Origin of the sequence: Buttiauxella cochleicola (genome assembly GCF_021283185.1) — a bacterium.
GTDB lineage: Bacteria > Pseudomonadota > Gammaproteobacteria > Enterobacterales > Enterobacteriaceae > Buttiauxella > Buttiauxella massiliensis.
Genome location: NZ_JAJSOS010000002.1, coordinates 286,399 through 304,141, shown reverse-complemented (window position 1 = coordinate 304,141; position 17,743 = coordinate 286,399). Strand labels below are relative to the sequence as shown.

General features: G+C 49.3%; 16 protein-coding genes. All 16 read right to left on the bottom strand.

Annotated elements, in window-relative coordinates:
- Position 1: 1 nt before the first annotated feature.
- Positions 2-3,298: a type VI secretion system protein gene (locus LVQ76_RS04345; RefSeq protein WP_232921076.1), complete on the bottom strand. Its 3,297-nt coding sequence runs from the start codon at positions 3,296-3,298 to the stop codon at positions 2-4.
- A gap of 145 nt (positions 3,299-3,443) precedes the next feature.
- Positions 3,444-4,067 carry a DotU family type IV/VI secretion system protein gene (locus LVQ76_RS04340; protein WP_232921075.1) on the bottom strand — a complete coding sequence of 208 codons (624 nt, stop codon included), beginning with the start codon at positions 4,065-4,067 and terminating at the stop codon, positions 3,444-3,446.
- Positions 4,064-5,458, bottom strand: coding sequence for a type VI secretion system baseplate subunit TssK (gene tssK / locus LVQ76_RS04335; protein WP_232921074.1), 1,395 nt, complete (start codon positions 5,456-5,458; stop codon positions 4,064-4,066). The genes LVQ76_RS04340 and tssK overlap by 4 nt, the downstream gene beginning before the upstream one ends.
- Position 5,459: 1 nt before the next feature.
- Positions 5,460-6,059, bottom strand: coding sequence for a type VI secretion lipoprotein TssJ (locus LVQ76_RS04330; protein WP_232903473.1), 600 nt, complete (start codon positions 6,057-6,059; stop codon positions 5,460-5,462).
- Complete coding sequence (gene tssA, locus LVQ76_RS04325) at positions 6,056-7,117, bottom strand: type VI secretion system protein TssA (RefSeq protein ID WP_232921073.1); 1,062 nt, start codon at positions 7,115-7,117, stop codon at positions 6,056-6,058. The genes LVQ76_RS04330 and tssA overlap by 4 nt, the downstream gene beginning before the upstream one ends.
- A gap of 7 nt (positions 7,118-7,124) precedes the next feature.
- Entirely contained in the window at positions 7,125-7,424 is a 300-nt protein-coding gene (locus tag LVQ76_RS04320; protein ID WP_232863603.1) for a PAAR domain-containing protein, read from the bottom strand.
- 14 nt (positions 7,425-7,438) lie between these two features.
- Entirely contained in the window at positions 7,439-9,361 is a 1,923-nt protein-coding gene (locus LVQ76_RS04315) for a type VI secretion system Vgr family protein (protein ID WP_232921072.1), read from the bottom strand.
- Positions 9,349-10,302, bottom strand: a complete 954-nt coding sequence (gene tssG / locus LVQ76_RS04310; RefSeq protein WP_232903470.1) for a type VI secretion system baseplate subunit TssG — start codon at positions 10,300-10,302, stop codon at positions 9,349-9,351. The genes LVQ76_RS04315 and tssG overlap by 13 nt, the downstream gene beginning before the upstream one ends.
- Positions 10,293-12,092: a type VI secretion system baseplate subunit TssF gene (tssF, locus tag LVQ76_RS04305; RefSeq protein ID WP_232903469.1), complete on the bottom strand. Its 1,800-nt coding sequence runs from the start codon at positions 12,090-12,092 to the stop codon at positions 10,293-10,295. The genes tssG and tssF overlap by 10 nt, the downstream gene beginning before the upstream one ends.
- An 8-nt stretch (positions 12,093-12,100) precedes the next feature.
- A complete protein-coding gene (locus LVQ76_RS04300) occupies positions 12,101-12,484 on the bottom strand; it encodes a GPW/gp25 family protein (RefSeq protein WP_232921071.1) in 384 nt (127 codons plus the stop codon).
- Positions 12,485-12,568: 84 nt separating this feature from the next.
- Positions 12,569-13,060, bottom strand: a complete 492-nt coding sequence (locus tag LVQ76_RS04295; protein ID WP_232863598.1) for a type VI secretion system tube protein Hcp — start codon at positions 13,058-13,060, stop codon at positions 12,569-12,571.
- 27 nt (positions 13,061-13,087) lie between these two features.
- Positions 13,088-14,560, bottom strand: a complete 1,473-nt coding sequence (gene tssC, locus LVQ76_RS04290) for a type VI secretion system contractile sheath large subunit (protein WP_370640068.1) — start codon at positions 14,558-14,560, stop codon at positions 13,088-13,090.
- Positions 14,561-14,565: 5 nt separating this feature from the next.
- On the bottom strand, positions 14,566-15,030 hold the full coding sequence (gene tssB, locus LVQ76_RS04285) for a type VI secretion system contractile sheath small subunit (RefSeq protein ID WP_232863596.1): 465 nt from the start codon (positions 15,028-15,030) through the stop codon (positions 14,566-14,568).
- Positions 15,031-15,378: 348 nt separating this feature from the next.
- Positions 15,379-15,882: a hypothetical protein gene (locus LVQ76_RS04280; protein WP_232921070.1), complete on the bottom strand. Its 504-nt coding sequence runs from the start codon at positions 15,880-15,882 to the stop codon at positions 15,379-15,381.
- The gene (locus LVQ76_RS04275) at positions 15,883-16,737 is read right to left on the bottom strand and encodes a winged helix-turn-helix domain-containing protein (protein WP_232903465.1); all 855 of its coding nucleotides are present in this window, start codon (positions 16,735-16,737) and stop codon (positions 15,883-15,885) included.
- Between the two features lie 159 nt (positions 16,738-16,896).
- On the bottom strand, positions 16,897-17,559 hold the full coding sequence (locus LVQ76_RS04270; RefSeq protein ID WP_232863593.1) for a LuxR C-terminal-related transcriptional regulator: 663 nt from the start codon (positions 17,557-17,559) through the stop codon (positions 16,897-16,899).
- Positions 17,560-17,743 lie beyond the last annotated feature (184 nt).

The window sequence follows — 17,743 nt, the reverse complement described above, 5'->3', positions numbered from 1 at the left end:
CTTAATTGACGCACATGGCGACCGAGGTCGGTAACGTGGCGAGTTTTCCCTGGAAATAGCCTGGCTGCTGGCGACTGCGCTGACGCTCTAACTGCTCTTCTCGCAACGCTTTCAACGTTTCGACTTCGTCATTTAAGCTTTTCCACTGTTGCCAGTGCGCCTGAACCGTCTGTTGACCGCGCAGACCGAAACGCACCAGCACTTTTTCAATTGCCAGATCTTTTAATGACTGAACGCCCGCTGGCTCGAATTCATCAAGCGCAAAAGCACGCTCTCCCTGGTCGAAATCTGCCAGGAAATCGGTCCATGCGCTGTCGCCAAAATAGCGGTGTTTAATGTCCGCCCCGGGGAATTTCACGGTCAGCGTCACGGCGTTGCATTGATTTGGCGACCAGTTAAAACGCGCTTCTTCACGCAAATTGCCGCTATCAAGTTGCGAGGAACCCGTTGCGCAGTGCAGCTCCAGTCGGGTACCGACAGGCATCAGGCGTGCCCCGCCAGGGATAGTGGCCGGTAAGCTCGCAACTTCAACGGTCAGCGCCTTTTTCTCAAGTGACGCAAGCTGTGTTTCGCGCAAAGAAATTTGTTCTTCGAGACGGCTTATTTCATCGTGGGCGCGGGTTTGCTCGCGTTCTGGCATCAGTGCCAGGTCATCGGGCTCCACCACATAATTGACGACCTGCATAAAGTCAGAAGTAAAGGGAATGCTGTGCCCATGGAAGTCGCCCGCACGCAGCCCCATCGCGGTAGCCTTCATCACGTTGATTGCCGACTCCTGAAGGAAGTCAGAAACATATCGCCAGGCTTTTTCTTGCTGCTGTTTTGGATCGCGCTGCTCGGCGCGGTTGCCCAATGGCTGTAGCACCTTGCTTTGCCAGTTTTCTTCAATCCAGCATGCAGAAGTGGCCATCGCATTGGCGGTCAGGGTATTAAGCTGACTCTCCAGCAGAGCCCAAACAGCGCCACGACCGATGTTATTTTCAGGCAGTTCCATCTGTTTACGCAGTTGGGTATAGGTCAGCCAAAGCGTATTTAGCGGGTTAGGTTTTCCCACTACACCCGTGTTAAACAGCCCTTGAGTCAATGCGGGTGAATGGCCATGTGTTGCAATCGCCTGATTAACGGATTCTTCCACAGCGCCTCGCCATTGTTGCCAACTGGCAACATCGCCACTATTCACCACGGGCATAGTGGCGTCACCGCGTACCATGCGTCGAAGCGCTGAACGCAGACTTTTCTCTTTATCATCCAGGGATTCCAGCCATGAAAATCTGCCAGGAGAGCGTTGGAGAACGTTGATGCGGCGCATTTCTGCCAGCCACGGATGCGCTTCATTTTCACGGACATCGGCAAGTTCGCGTTGGGCACGACGCATAAATTCAGCGACAGGATCCTGACCCTTGGCTATCGCCATCAGTTGAGCCGAGGTGGCTTTTTGGCCAGGTAATAGCGCCTCCTGGCGAGCCATCACCAGTAAAAAAGCCAACCATGCATCTTGCTTTAAGCCCGACCATTGTTCCCAAAAGGCGCTAAAAACGGGCAGCGTTTGCTCTTCACCACTGGCCTGCTGGATAAGTGCAATATGTTGCGTAATGACACGTTGCCCTTCTTCGAGCCAGATGCCGGACAGTGCTTTATTGCTGTCAGAATGGGGCCAGAAGTGAGTCAGGCTCAGGCTATTTAGCTGGCTGTCGTCGGCGATTAACCAACGCCATTTTGGATCGCTGTTCACGAGTTCTTTAAGAATGAGCTGCATTGCGGCAATGCCACTGGTCTTATTGCCATAGCGAAGGATCGCGCGCTCAAGCACCAGTTGCTCTTTTTCGCTCAAGTTCTCGGGAGCGGAGATCAATCGTAGTGCATCCGGGGTTCTCGGCAGATCGACAAGTTTTTCCACCGCCAGGCCTTTTAACATTTCGTGACGCGTCAAAATGCTTTGCGCCAAGGCCAGAATCATCTGGCGCTGCTGCTGAGGCTCAACGCCATAAAACTCGCGACGATAAGCCTTCAGTTGGCCATAGATATCATTGACCTGACCGTTATGGTTCACAGCAATCTCAGTTTCCAGTGCGGTATGGCGCTGGCGTAGCAGAGGAATAAACGGGGTATAACGCAACGGACTGGACATCCACTTTTCGTTATATTCAACGCCCTGGGCCAACATAGGGAGTGTATTACCCTTCACCGGAACCATTAGCTGACGAGTTTCCCAGGCGCTGAACAGCAAGGCACATGTCAGTACGCCGGTCAGCGCGGGGATTGCCCATTTGTCCAGCCACTGCTGACGTTTGCCAAACGCCTCCGGGACACGGGTTGTGCTGTTTTCAGGCAGTACCTGCGAGAGCAATTCCTGGACAAAAAGCGCATCGCGAGTCTGATGTTGTTGTGGACGCTCAACACTTGCCGTCAGCCAGATACCCGCCAACGAACCACTGGCGAAGTAGGCATCAGGCTCACAGAGCGCAGCAACATAGTGATGTAACGGCCCCTGTAACAATGAAAGGTTATGGGAAAAGTTCAGCATTGCGCCCAGGCTGGCATCTGGCAATGCGCCCGTCATCATGCTTAAACGACTCATATCGATCCCCTGCTTCAGTGAAGCAAACATCGGGTCCAACAGGGTCATGTCCTGTCTGTCGGCAACGGGCGCTTTACGCCAGCTATAGCCCAGCGCCTGTTGGCGTTGCTGCTCAGACAATTTGTTCGCCCACAGCGTAAAACCATCAAGCTTGTCGCACTCGGTCAGCACCACATAAATCGGGAGTCTGCGGCGAACAGATCTCATCACCGGTTCAAGCTGAGTGCGCAACTGCCGCGCCTGCTGATGGAGTTCAAGCACCGATTTTGTTTGCAGGTCGCGACAGGAGACGCACACCACCACGCCTGCCGGTGCGGATATTTTTCCACACCAGTTAGCCAGTTTGATCCATGCCGCTTTCGCAGCTGGTTTCCCGTGCAGGAAATAGCTTGAGATATCAAGGAAGCCTGCCGTTTTAAAGAACCACCAGCGCAGGGTTCTCGTTGGCACAACCTGCTCATTTTCAGGTTGGTGCGACATAATTGGCAGCCTTGCCGATGCCATTAATGTCGTTTTACCGCAGCGTTCACCCATTAATAAAAACCACGGCACGCTACGACGTTTTCGGCTAATACGTTTAATTACCGCAGAACCACTTCGCCAGTGCTCATATAACACCTGTTCCAGGCGCGAAAATTGCAGCGGTGCATAAAAACGACTCAGATTTCTTTTTTTCCATAATAAAGCAACACCCGACCAGGCCGCGCGGAAAATTAACAATATAAGTAACTGCGCAAGCCATAAAATTATCGCCAGATAAAGAGACTCATCTAACCATATTGTTATGAACACAGAGATTAATAATATTATGCAGAGCAGCATCGCCCACCCTGCAAAAGAGAGTAATTTCTTTAACATAATTCACTCAGACTAAGGTAAGCAGCATTCCACTTAATACGCCATATCCAATGGCGAGGAGCCATAACATGGAATACTTGCTATTAACCATACGAGATAGTATCCCGCTTTCTTTTTTTGAAGCCGAATAACAAAGCGGAGTTATCTCGCCATCATTTGGCCATTCATGCCAGGGGTTGGGCAAACTCTGGCGCTCAGTTTCAATTTTCTTAATGAGTTCACTGCTATCCTGATAATGGTATTTCCCATGAAACCCCATGAGTAAGCAATGTAAATAGACCATGCGCAGCGCAGTATTTTCACAGTCAATATTATCGAGACGGGTAAAGAACTCCTCACCGCCTATAACCGTGTTGAAATAATGCATCTGCAATAACTCATTGCGCCATCCCTGCTTAACAGGAAGATCTGAGCGCAATATCACTTCATCAAACCAGACGGCCATAGCAAATAATGCATCGTCAGCATCGGTTTCTGGAATCGCTAATTGTCGGGACGCATTAATGGCTTGTTGAAATGTCTCCAGCGTTTTCTGACGAAAACTATCATCATCTAAAGGTTGCACATCCTGATGTGATAATTCGCTTACCAGCTTTAAAACCGGCAGGTAGCAATCCACTAAATACATCATGGTGCCCCCATATACAGTAGTTGAACCTGCAAATCATCCGGCGCCTGAGTCCAGAAGAATCCAGCCTGGCGATCACGTTCGATTTTCTGCCACAGTTCGCTGCTTTGATCGATCTGCAAATAGCGCGAGTCGCTGCGTTTTGGCACGCCCCGTGGCGGCTGGCTGCACAACTGAAGCGGCACGCCAGGAAGTGCGTGCTGAATAATGGCATCCAGCGCCTGCCGCGAAGCCAACTTCATACTTTGCACAGAGTTGCTCAAGGTGCTCATTTTGCAAAATTGCGCAGAACGCACCAGCAGGTATATTGTGCCCGCCAGCTCCGCTTGCGGCCTGTCTACCTCAGCACTGTAGACATCATGTTCGTCACGTTGCAGCGTGACGTAAGTGTTCTCTTCCAGCACCAGGCTGTTCAAGAGTGCGAGAAGCACACGCCTTGCACTGTCAAAACAGCCTATCAGGTTGTGGTGATCGTACGGCAGCAAAGCATCATCGCCATGGCTCCACTCGCCGCTGAAATTACAGTCATCGTTAAAAGATGAAAGCTCACCAATAAGCTGGCTAAGCTGGGCATACATCATCCATGGATGCAGTTGTGGAGCATTGCGGTACAGCGTCAGCAGCGGCAGAGCACGGTTGAGTGAACGCATCGCCAGCAGCTGAATCACCGACTCTGTATTTTCGTCGCTATTCACCAACCTTTCTGAGCGTTTGTACTCTTCCAACATCCGCGCACGGCTACTCAACTCGTAATAAATATGATCGATTAGCTTCGTTAAGCTTGTGCAACCTTTAAGGCTGATGGACGCCGGAGCAAAACTGTGGTCGGCCACCACGTTCTGGCCGTCAAAGCGAAAACGAGCTAATGGGAAGCAGGCGTAATCTACCGCTTCGGTCTGCTCTTCATCCCACATCAGGCGCAGGTTATACGTCACGTGGGGTACCGAGGTTTCTGGTCCCTGGTGATAGACATCTTTCATCACGTGCTCATCGCGACTGTTTATCCAGCGCGTAACTGCGTGCTGCTGTTCGTCTTCGACCATGCTGACATTTTGTCGCTGCGGATCAAACTTGCGCAGCGCAAGCCATAAAGTGAAAGGACGATCGCGATGTTTCCATGCGTTGCGGAAATTACGCTTCTCTATCTGGCAATTGCCCGGATATTCGAGATACAAACCCTCTGGCAGCAACAGTCGAAGCTTGCTGATGTCAGCAGTAAAGTCGATCAACGCCTCTTCATTGAGCTGGTAATCCAAAACGCCGTAATTCCATGGTTGAGCCAGTTGATGATGGCGACTGTGGATCCAGTTCTGATGCAGGTCGGCGGACTGAAAGTGCTGAGGCTGTAGATAAAGCCCTGAGTACCAGTAAATGGCTTGTTGTTCAGGTAGCATCTTATTTTGCCTCCTGGCTTTCTGAGGCTGGCTTATACAGGTTATCTGCACCGCTGATACTTACGATTCGGCTTTTTCCCAGGGTCAATGACACCTGCAAAGGCGCCAGTTGGGCGTCCCACTCGCTGCTCCACCAGTGTTTTTTGTGAGCCAACTCAGGCACGGCAAAACGGGTGATATGCCCTTCACCAGGGGACGGGTAATAGCCGGCCACCACCGCCACCTGGCGAACATTCTCCGCTCGGTCGATGTGCAAAGTATGCTGCTGGCCTGGCATCAACATATAGCGATCAACTTTCAGAACCTTATCGTTTGCCGAAGCGCCGTTGAACAACGCGTGCAGTTCGGACTTATTCTTCAGGACTTCTTCCAGTTGGCTTTTATTGCCTCCCTGAATCACCAAAACCTGAACGCTGTTCGACATCTCTTTCCAGCTGTTCAAACCCGGCTCTGCGGTTAGCTGAATATTGACGGCCCCTTCTGCATAAGGCGCTGAGATGTTATCCAGCGCCAACTGGCGCTGGCCGCTATCGTGGCTACAACTGGCAATAAAAGGCATAAAGAACGCCAGCAATAAATACAAATGACTGTTTTTATTCATTTTGCGGGTCCATTTAACACAAAATTAATCTCGGCAAGGCTTCGCTCATCCCCCACCATTTCCTCAAGCCATTCAGCAAGTTGCATGTTGGCCCAGCGCGCCGCTCGTTCCATTAACATAGGGACCGGACTTGAAGGTTCGGTCTGGCGGAAATAGTGCGCAATGGTCAGCATCTGAGTGATAGCCAGATCGCGTGACATCACTTGCTGCGCTTGCGACGTTTGCGTTGATGCCTCCCCAGCTTGAGTCACGGCCTCGGGATCGAGTACGTTCAGCATCATGATCTCGTCCTGCTGCGAGCTGCTACAGCATTGGTTAATACGAACAAAAAAGTCATTCAGGTCGGTTAACTGCTCGTCGGTCTGGCGTAATACACTCCCTTCGCTCTGGGGATTGTGCCAGGCATAATCTTTATCAAGCTGGCCGATAAGCTGCTGAGCTTTATCAATTTGCCAGGTCACAGTTGCCACGCGCGCGGCATCCAGCTTTCCCGCCCATAGCGTAAAGCTGCCCATGCTGTAATCTTCTGCTGGCTGATCCTGGTCGCCCTTTTTACCGTGATGCTCAAAGCTGAGCACCTTTTGCCACCACGCCAGCGAACTTTGCTCATCCCCGAGCATCGGCTTTAACGCCAGCTGCAGGCTGATATCCCGGTCCAGACGGTTGAGCATGCCGTAACGATAGCTCGAGCCGTCTTCATCCAACGCCGGCCAGCAATCGTTCCACCAGTTGCTGATAAAGTGATCGAGTAACTCCAGACCGGCGACCAGTCCCTCAGTCTGATAAAGCTGAGTCCATGCCTCCACCAGCCAGCAAGTGACTTGCAGATCTTTACTATGCTGAACCAGCACCTCTTCACTGAGCTTGGCCACCAGCATCCAGTCTGCTTTACGCGGGGTGGTAGACCATTCGTCCTGAGGCAAATAATCCGGGTCGCTTTCGCGTGCCTGACGGATTCGCTCAAAAATCGGTTCGTATTCGATGTTGCAGCCAGCCGGATTCGCGGTGGAAATCGGTTGTAGCAGTGCTTCGATGTTGAAATTTCTTACGGTTGTCATTTTCTATCTATCCAATTAAAACCTTCGGGAAACCAGCGACAATCTTCCCGCCATGGGCACAGAGGTCGCCTACGCGTGCGGCTGGTTTTCCGCCAATTTTCACTTTACTACTGCCCTTTTTGATGGAGTCTGGTGGCCCATTACACACCGCAACATCCCCTTCGGTAGCGGCAGTCATCCCCCCAATCTTCACTTTGGCAATGCCCGGTCCTTGAATCGGCCCACCCACATGGGGCACCGGCACGGTACCGGGGATCACCATCGGACAGACGTGCATATCGTTGACTCGCGCTGCGGGTTGTTTCATAACGTTTATCCCTGTTAACCCAATTCGATCTGGCTACCATCGATGGCCACTTTTCCGGAGCCTTTGATATTGACCTCTGCGGCTTTCATCGCCATAGGTCCCTTACTTTCGAAGGTAATTTCCGCGCCATTGATCGTGATCCCATCAGTAGTGATAGCAATCTCGTTTTTACCGACCTTGAAAATGATTTTTTCTTTGGACTCGATAACGCAGGCTTTATCGGTGGTTAGTTGGCTCCCACCACCCTTCACGGTGGTGGTTTGATCGCCCTTCTTAAGCTCAATAGTTTGATTGCCTTTTTGCAGCGTCAGGCCGTAATTACCTTCATCCAGAATGATGCTGTAATTCCCCTTTTGCAGTGACTGCGCCTGATTACCGTCTTCAAGAACGAGGTCGCTATTGCCTTTTTTTAGCGTCAGATGGTCGTTACCTTCCGTAATTTCGCTGGTGCGATTCGCACCAATGGTGATTTGCGCTTCGTTGAGAACCGTCAACAACAGGTCTTTTTGCGACCCGACGATCAACTTTTCTTCGTCTTTTTTATCGTCAAACACCAGGCGGTGACCGTCCGTGACTTCGCCGTCCTGGGTGCTGCGGGAAACAAAGCCAGACTGTGTTTTTTCATCTGGCAGCGCGATCGGCTGCGGGTTCTCATCGCTGTAGACCGATCCGGTGACCACTGGATGATCGGGATGGCCTTGAATGAAACTCACCAATACTTCGCTACCAATACGCGGTAAAAATAGTGCGCCAAAGTTGCCACCCGCCCAGGGCTGTGACACACGTATCCAGCAGGAACTGCTATCGTCCTGCTTGTTTTCCAAATCCCATGGGAACTGGATTTTGATACGACCAAACTCGTCGGTATGAATTTCTTCAGAATCAGGCCCTACGACGGTTGCCGTCAGCATGCCGGCAATGCTCGGCACAGGTGTTACACACTCCGGACGGAAAGGTTGACTCTGCGGCCAACACTCTACCGAGCAGCTATAGCTGTCTGTCGTCAGCAGGTTATTGCTGGCAGTAAATGACAGTTTATTAATGGCGTATCGTGCGCTGGCCGTCGGGTGGTCAGTCAACTCAAAGCTTTCACCGGCGCTCAAAAAGAAGGCATTCATCTCGCCACTAAAGCGTTGGCTACCCAGTTCGTTGCACTGAAGACGCAGTTCGCTGTATTGCCCCTGGCGTTCGCTGTTCTTCTCGCCATTGGCATCCAGATGATGTAGCTGTGCCACGCTGGCATGACCAAAATCATTGAGGTCTGCCGCATTACTGGCGATAAGTTGACTCTTCACCGCCCAGCCCAACACGCCGACATGCTCCTGTGTGCCGCTAAGCGGGTGAAAAGGCAGGGGCGGGACTTTCGCGTCATTCCAGGCTTTATCGTGGTCGGCTAATACCAGTTCATGCTTGTCTTCGCCGTGAGTGAAGAAGTAGCCGATCCCCGCGTTTTCCAACAGTCGAGAGATAAAATCGAAATCAGTTTCACGATACTGAATGAAGTACTCCTGCTCGGCATATTCGGCGCTCAGGCTCAGTTTTACGTCATTGATGTCATGTTCTTTCAACAGCGCCACGACTAAATCCGGCACCGTGGTGCGCTGAAATACCCGTAGGTTTTTACGCAGCCGCGTCAGCACCAAACGAGGTTCAATCACCGCATGGAAATATCCCAGCCCATTACGGTCGTATAAGTGCTGTAATTGCGTGACCACGCCTTGTACAAAGCGCTGTTGCTCAGCGTCACCTATCCGGCAGGCCACTTCTTCACCTAAGCGAGTATTCGCATCAACCCCTTCAGCCGTTGTGAATTGGGCATTCCAGTAATAAGGCGATGAAATGGCCTCTTCACCTTTAAGGGATAACAACACCCACTCTTTCGCGCAGTCACCTACCCACCCAATAAAGCGGCTATCCTGTTTCATTAATACTGACATTCAGTTAACTCCTTTGGTAAACGCAACACCCGCACCGGCTGCGACAGATCGTCACCCAAACGGGCATCTCGACCCAATTGACTTCCTGTCAACGTATTCAACGGCGAAGTCGTATTTTCAATCTGCAACTCAATAGTGAATTCAAGCCCCAATCCGAGGTAATCACGCAGCAAGCGAGACAGGCGGATAAATCCTTTTTCACCAGGGAAAAAGCTCAGTGCCTGGCACTGGCTAATCGGCCCTATCGTCACCAGGAATGCGCTCTGATGCTCCCAGCGCAGCCGACCCAACATGGGGGAATTTCCCAGCTGCTGCTCGTTGCTTCCCAGTTGGCAACACCAACGCTCATCGGTGGGTAGCCAGTGGCGGCTAAAGGGGGTGATGCTGGTCGTCACTGCAAGCGCATGCCCTAACAGAGTTTCCAGATTGACCATCGAGCGCACTGCCGGGGCGAGTAATGACGCGTAGCGACCATCGGCAAGTTCAGAAGGCTCATTAAGCACACCGCTCAGCGCCCGTGTTGCCTGCGACAAAGGCATCTCTTCACGCAGCTCAGCTCGTGCGTAGTAATGGTATTTTTCCCATGCCAAATAACGCAGACACTGCATGCGATGGGTGAAAATATCGAAAAAGGCTTTTCCCGCACGGTCGCCATAGCGGTAGTAGCGTTCAACCAGCCATTCGGTATACACCGTGGGTAACGCGCCCAGCGCCCCGGTTAAGCCCTGCGACCAGACTTCTAGCTGCCAGCGGCCATCGGCGGTTCGGGATATCTCCCCCACCTCACCTTTTGGTGCATCCAGCGACATAGGCGAGACAAAACGGATGGCATCATCCAAGAGTTGCTCCTTGTCACCTTCTTGCTGACGGGACACCGCCTGTAACAGCAGACGAACCTGTTGATAAAAGCTCAGGCGATTACCACGGCGGCTTAAATCCATGACAACCTCCCGGCTCGAATAGGCCATATCCGGCAAGACTCAGGGTCACCACCTATCTGCGTCACCAACCGCGAAAAACTATTTACCGGCGCATAGAGTCCGAGGAGACGATCGAGGAAACGGCAGAGTAAAAAATATTCGCTTTCGTACTGTGCTTCTGCCGTAAACGTCAGGTTAATTTCCACGCCACGGGCTAACGAATGCGGATCGCCTGCCACTAAACGGGTATTGACTGGCTTCACGTTCAGCGATGCGATCATCGTCACCAGCCGGTTTATCGCGCTGTTGTTAGTAAAGTTGTACAACGCGAGCGTTTCTTTGAGTACCTGACAACCCTGAGGGCCGCTGAGCAGGACGTGATTAAGTGTTAGCTGCGAGATAAGTCGCCAGCGCGACGGCGTGTTTCCCGGCGGAGACTGGGGTTCGCTGGGGCGAGTCAATGCGTTAATCGTTACACCAGCAAGGGGTAAATCAGCCTCAAAATCGCCCTGCGGATTACCGTTTGCCATGCGAGTGGGAATGCTGCCGTTGTGACAGGTCACTTCCAGCAAGGCCACGTCACCTTCCGGTTGCAGGTTATCGCCCTGGCGGTCGGCAAAGGCGAGCACACACTGCTTGCGTGGCTTTCCGTTGACGATGGCATCGCGCTGCAACTGTTGCCAGAACAAGCCGTTTTGCGCATCAATTCCCGCTTCATCCAGGCCCAGTAACGAATAGACATGCAGTGACTCGGTTTGATTATCCCGGGTACGCTGGAGCTTGACCTGATTAATAGACCAGACTTCTACCCCCTGCTGCCCGCGTACATCGGCAATAACCGGATACTCAGCAATCTCAGGGCTCAGATTGAGGGGCTCGGCACGCTGGGTGTACAAATTAATGGCCGGCGTACAGTTCAGGCGGAAACAACTGGTGTTGATCATTGCCGCCTGACTGTCGAGCTGACGGGCAAGTGCACAACGGTTAAACACGATTTTGTAGCTAAACTGGCTCCCTGCGGCGGCGGAAAAATTCTCCGGCAATGGCAAGTCGATAAAGTGAAACTTCTGCGGGAACAATAAATAGTCGTGCATCAGACTGTGCGTCGCCGCGACGCGTGCATCACGGTTATATAACGCTTCACCTGCAGCAAAACCCACCTCGCCAATCATTCTCACGGGTAAGTCGCTCTGTTGCTGATCCTGAATCACAGCCAGTTGGTTCACTTCCGAGCTTATGAGCGCATAAAGCATGTTTACCAGGTTAGCGCTGCCATGCAGATGCAAACGTAGCCGGCTGTCTTCGACCTTTGCTCCCGGCCAAACGGAGAAATGTAACTGCAGACACCAGTACATCTGATTGCTATCCAGCGCCAGGTCCACGTTATCCAGAGACGCCGGCCAAAGGCTAAGCGGATAAAGGGTTTCAAAGCGACAGGGCTGACCATCAATCGGTTTTGAAACGATACCCAAACCCGCAGCCAGCTCTTTTTTGGCCGTCATTCCGCTGGCTTTACGCTGTGGCATGAACTGTACAATGCAGGCTGATGGGAAGGTGCGTAACAACTGTGGTGCCAGAGTTTGCATTAAACCGCTGGTGACCTGATGCATATCGTCGTCAAGGCGCTGGTGAATTTGTGCCGTTAACAATGCAAAGGATTCAATTAAGCGTTCAACATGCGGATCTTCAGAACGCCCTTCAGAAAAGCCTAAACGACGAGCAACCTTAGGGAACAGGTGTGCGAAAGCCTTACCGTGCTGATGCAGAGTGCTTAATTCTTTCTGATAATAGGAAAGCAATTTTTTCATCATAACAATGGCTACGCTTGCTCGTTTAAATAAAAAGTACTCATCGCATCGTCCCAGATTAAAGTGCAACTGAGCGATTGATCATTCAATTGCGCCTGAATAATAAATTCAACACGCGGCAAATTAGGTTGATGGATATTCACAGAGACATCTATTAATCTGGGTTCGAAACGCGCCAATAAGTTTTCAATACGTAGACGCATAATCTCTCCACGAGCAATTGAACTCTCCTGTGAATAAAACCCTTCATCTAACCCATAATTAATTACCGTACTATTTACTGCGTTATTTTCTTCCAGTGAACGGATGCGCGGACGTGAATCAAAAAGCATCCGGAGTTCATCAAAGATCCAGTGACTTTTTGTTTCCCATTCGTCTTCAATACTGTCTGGCATATCGTCTGCCAAACGCTGCAGTAAGGAATTATTCATATTTATTGGTGAAACTGGCGCAGCACGCTACGCCAGTTTCAAACTTAATTACATTTTAGTATTTTCGATGTTACTCCAGGACATTTCGCCCTCTTTATTTGTTTTTGGATCGACTGGTACGGCAACTTTGAAGAGCATCGTGTCATATGCCATAACATAATCCTCTTGCGGCACCCCACCACTATTTCTGGCTTCTAATGAATGAGCTATAAACAAACATTTCCCAAATGTATATTTCATAAGCTCTTTATCGTCGCTGCCAAGTTTTGTCATTTGTTTGACAATAACTTCTTCGATCTCTGTCGCTTCTGCAATTTTGTTCAGAAGTTTTGGTGAACGCTCATCCAGAGACTTCTTAAATGACAGGTTTTCAAAATGTGGCGAACCGTCATTAGTGACTTTGCCACTGCTGCCATCAATTCTTGCAGAACTGAAAGCGTGCATAGACATGTTTTCCAGTGGGATCCACTCTTTAATATCGTCGGGAGGCGTGTCACCCGTAAAACCTTTGATATGCATGAAAAGGGTATTAGTAGACATAATTTAACTCCATGTTAAACAGTTTATTTAAGCACCAGTTGATGCTGGAAGTTCTGCGACCAGGCGCAGAGAAAGTGTCAATCCTTCAAGTTGGAAATGCGGTTTCAAATAGGCAATGGCGCGGTATTGACCTGGGGCACCGGGCACTTCATAAACGTCTACCCGAGCTTCGCGTAGAGGCTTTTTAGCTTTAGTTGCCGGCCCCACGTCGTCAGAAGCGGTCACATACTGGCTAATCCACTTTTGCAGATAGCGCTGGCATTCGTCTTTGGACATAAAGCTACCGACCTTGTCGCGGACGATGGCCTTCAGATAATGAGCAAAGCGCGAGGTGGTCATGATGTACTGCAGTTGGCTTGACAGACGCGCATTAGCATTAGCCAGGTCCGAATCATATTTGCGCGGCTTGTTTACCGACTGCACGGCAAAGAAAGCGGCGTAATCTGTCCCTTTGCAGTAAACCAGCGGGATAAAACCGAGGTCAGCCAGCTCTTTTTCGCGACGGTCTGAAATGGCGACTTCCGTCGGGCACTGCAGCACATTTTCACCACTGCTGGCGGTATAGCTGTGTGCTGGCAGAGATTTCACCAGACCACCCCCTTCAACGCCGCGGATTGCCGCACACCAACCGTATTGTTCGAATGCTTCAACCATGCGGCCAGCCAGCTCATAAGCTGCGTTCACCCACAGGTAGCTTTCGTTAACATCCTGCTCGTTATGGCTTTCTTCAAAGTTGAAGCTTTCTACAGAAATCGTTTTTGCGCCGTATGGCAGACGGCCAATCACGCGTGGCAAGGTCAGACCCACATAGCGAGCATCATCGGTCAGGCGGAATGACTTCCAACGCGCATAGTCGGAGGTATCGAACAGCTTGCCCAAATCACGAGGACGCGGCATTTCGCCGAAGCCGTTCATGGCAAACATGCCAGGATTTGCCGCACTCAGGAATGGAGCATGGGCCGCCGCCGCAACGTGGGAAATCTGCTCCAGCAACATAATGTCTTCCGCGGTATTATCGAACTCAAAATCGCCGACAAACGCGGAATATGGCAGGCCGCCAAAGGTGCCGTATTCACTTTCATAAATCGCTTTAAACATCACTGACTGATCAAAGTCAGAGGCGGATTTAAAGTCTTTGAGTAACTCTTTTTTGGTGCAGTTGAACATGCGCACATGCGTATTTTCTGTCACGCTGCTCTGGACCAGTTTGTGCAGGCCACGCCAGGAAGATTCCATTTTCTGGAATTCTGCTGCGTGCATGATGTTGCTCACCTGCTCAGAAAGCAGTTCGTCAATTGCCGCAATGCGCTGTTCAATGCTGCCAACCAAATCGTGCGAAACGACTACCGCACCGGTCGCGACTTGTGCCAAAAAGCTATCAAGCTGACTTTTAACTTTCGGGCGGTCAGTTTCTTTACGAATCGCCTGGGTGTTGTTGATAATCTCATCCAGATAATCAAGCTCAGCCCCTGATTGCTCAACAACTGGATTCACGGTCATATCACTCATTCCGTTTCTCCTGAGTTATTTTGCTGATTCAGCATTTCAATCAACTGTTCTTTTAGGCGGTCATTACTGGCTGTACGATTGCGTAAATCACTCAACTGTTCACGCAATTCGAGTAATTTACGTAACGGTTCAACCTGCGCGACAATATTGTCCGGAGTAAAGTCATCCAGTGAATTAAACTTAAGTTCCACGGCCAGCTTCCCTTCATTTTCTGGCAATGCACTGTCAACCAACAATTCAACTTTCGGCGCCATCCCTTCCATCACTTCATTAAAATTGTCTTTATCAATTTTAATGAAGTTGCGATCGCGAAACTCTGTATCATCTTTGGTGAATTCACCCATGACACCAATAACCAGCGGCAGTTCTTTACTTTCCTGCGCGCCTCCAGTTTCTACGTCATAACTTATTTGCACACGAGGTGGGCGTGCCTTCGATAATTTACTCTGCGTATTACTCATTAATCTTCACCAATGCTGATATAAGGCTGTGGATTATCCGTTCTCGCCTGATTAAGTACTTTCTAAAGAGACGAAGCTGTCAACCTACGGTGGATGACAACAGCCACAAACTTATGCCTGCCTCCCCCTCTCATTGGAAAGTGGGTGAAATTTACCGGTCATCTAGGAAGTTTCCCACTGAGAAAACCTGAATTAATCTCATGGAAGGGTAATCTGATTTAAAACCAACGAAATCAGTAGATTGAGGTGATATTTTAAATAAAAATACCGCCTGATTACTGGGAGATATGGCGGTTATAAAACCAGTAAGCTAAGCGGTAAGATTTATTCAGGAAAGTGTTTTACCGTTCAGCCAACATTCGTCTGGCTGTGGCAATATAAACGCGGCATGCCGGCAACGCTGACAATGACATCGTCATTCGCCAAACGACTGAGCTGATAATAATCACGATGTTGTACTTTATAGGTGGGGAACAGATAAGCCTCTGCCAACGAATGAGGTAAATTATCACCAAATGCAGGGTGCACTTCGTGGGTTATAGAATGCAGATAGTTTTGATTCATATACCACGTAAACTCAGCCCGACGATTAATGCGCCAGATGGCTTCAGTGCTACCATCTTCCTGCAGCTGCACTAAATTCCCGCTGATGAAACTAATTGCAGAACGATCGGCATAGTAATGGGTTTTAATCGCACCCTGTAATCTTACCGATTGCTGTTTTTCAATACGAATATTAAAGGGAACCTGGCAATAGAGATCCAACTCTGACTTGGGTGATAATGCAAAAAGCGCCAACCAGGGCGCTATGTTTAGTGTGATAAACAGACTGACTACAGCTTTCTTTTTCATTTAAAGACTCGTTTTATCCACCATAACTGAGGTGATACATCCATTATCTCGTTCAGTAATTTCACGCTTACATAAAAAATAGCTGCTAAGCGTTTTATCAGACGTATTATTGATATAAATATATGAAGCGAGTGTTCCATCTGGTAGCCCAATGTTATCTGGAAGACGAGCAACGGCGCGTTCTGTTAGATAAGTCATGGAGGGTTTATTATTTTGGACATAAACCGCGGCATTATTGAATTCTTGTAAAAAATGCCAGCGCTGTGCCAGCATTGGCAATGAGGCTGGTAATCGTTGATAAAGATAAAATCCACATAGCAATACCAGGTTTAGCAAAACTAAAGCCAAACCGATTTTAAGTGGTTGGCTCAGCCATCTCTTATGCAGTTTTTTTGTGGGGGCCGTTTTCTCGGAAAGAATATCAGGACTGGAGGGAGTCTCATTCTCTACTATCATCGGCAAGTCATCAGCTCTTAGAATAATCTCTGCTGATAGACTTTCTGCCTGCTCCGTAATACTCAAACGTTCAACGGTGAGTTCTGACGATAATTTATAACCAATGCGCGGAACCGTGATGATTAAGCCACCATCAAGTTGAAAGTGCTCAAAAGCTTTGCGAAGCTGAGAAATAACTTGCCACATGCTACCTTCCGCCACGACGGTACCAAATTTCCCCCAACCATTATGCAGCAAGTCCTTCTTATAAATAACCTCACCTTGGTTCGCGATAAACAACCCCAAACAACGACTGGTTGTTGCACCTAAAATAATGACATCACTTTCAGACTCGCAGTGGCTCAAGGTATATTTTTCTTCATCAAATATGATGGTGCCGTTCAAGCTTACTTTCGCCATACCCTATCCCGTTCTACTGCACCCAATATGAATTTGTCATTACAGACTATATTAGTGACTGCCATCGCAAAATGACACTCACTCTTCCTGAAATTAACTTTTGAAAAAATATAAACAATTATAAAACAATTGTTTATGCAGTAAGGTTAAGTAAGATACTTATGCATTCTCTTTTGAGGAACGATCGTGAGACCATCGATGATTGCTCATCTCTTTTCGCTGGTGATACCCAAAACGCCCCAACAGATTGCTGAATAGCTCTGTTTTATAGACTTCAAGTTTTTTTAGCCCAAGAGATTTTTGCGAATATATGGTCTTGACGCTACGCTGCGAGCTCTCAGCAATTTCCCTGATCGTCTTGCCCTGGGCTAACGCCAATAGAACCATTTTTTCCTGAGGTGACAGAGGGAAATAGAGTCCCGATGACCTACGCGAACGTGTGTGAATTTCAGATTTACCATCTAAAAGTTTAAAGAGTTCAGAGGCTCTCATTTCTTTAGAATAACAGCTTAGTTTCTCGGCTTTATTAATACCGGGGTTAGATGACAATAGCGCCACCGACGCGTTCGGGAAAAGACTGCAGATCCATTTGATAGCAAAATCGCTGTAGTTTTCAGAAATATATTGAGTATCAGCATCAAAACAAATCATGCCATTAAAATGTGAACAAAGGGCTTCATGTATGAATGCCAATTCACTTAGCCTAAAATGGAGGATTTCCCTGTTTCTACTATCGTATTTATTCAATTGCGAGATAAACGCGATGTCATCCGAGATAACTATTAACGGATGTCGCATGTTCGAATTTAAAGTGCCCATCATCTATCATCCCTCTTAACATAAAGTGACTAACTCTCCTTCCCGGGCGTTGAACTTGTTGCAGTGGTATTGCGCGAATTTAAACATTCATACCATCGTTTTTATTTGGCTTTATGGTAGACACAAGCCCTGGGCAAACACACTCACTTTTCCTCAAATAACCTTTGTGATACGACGTGAGGCTCTT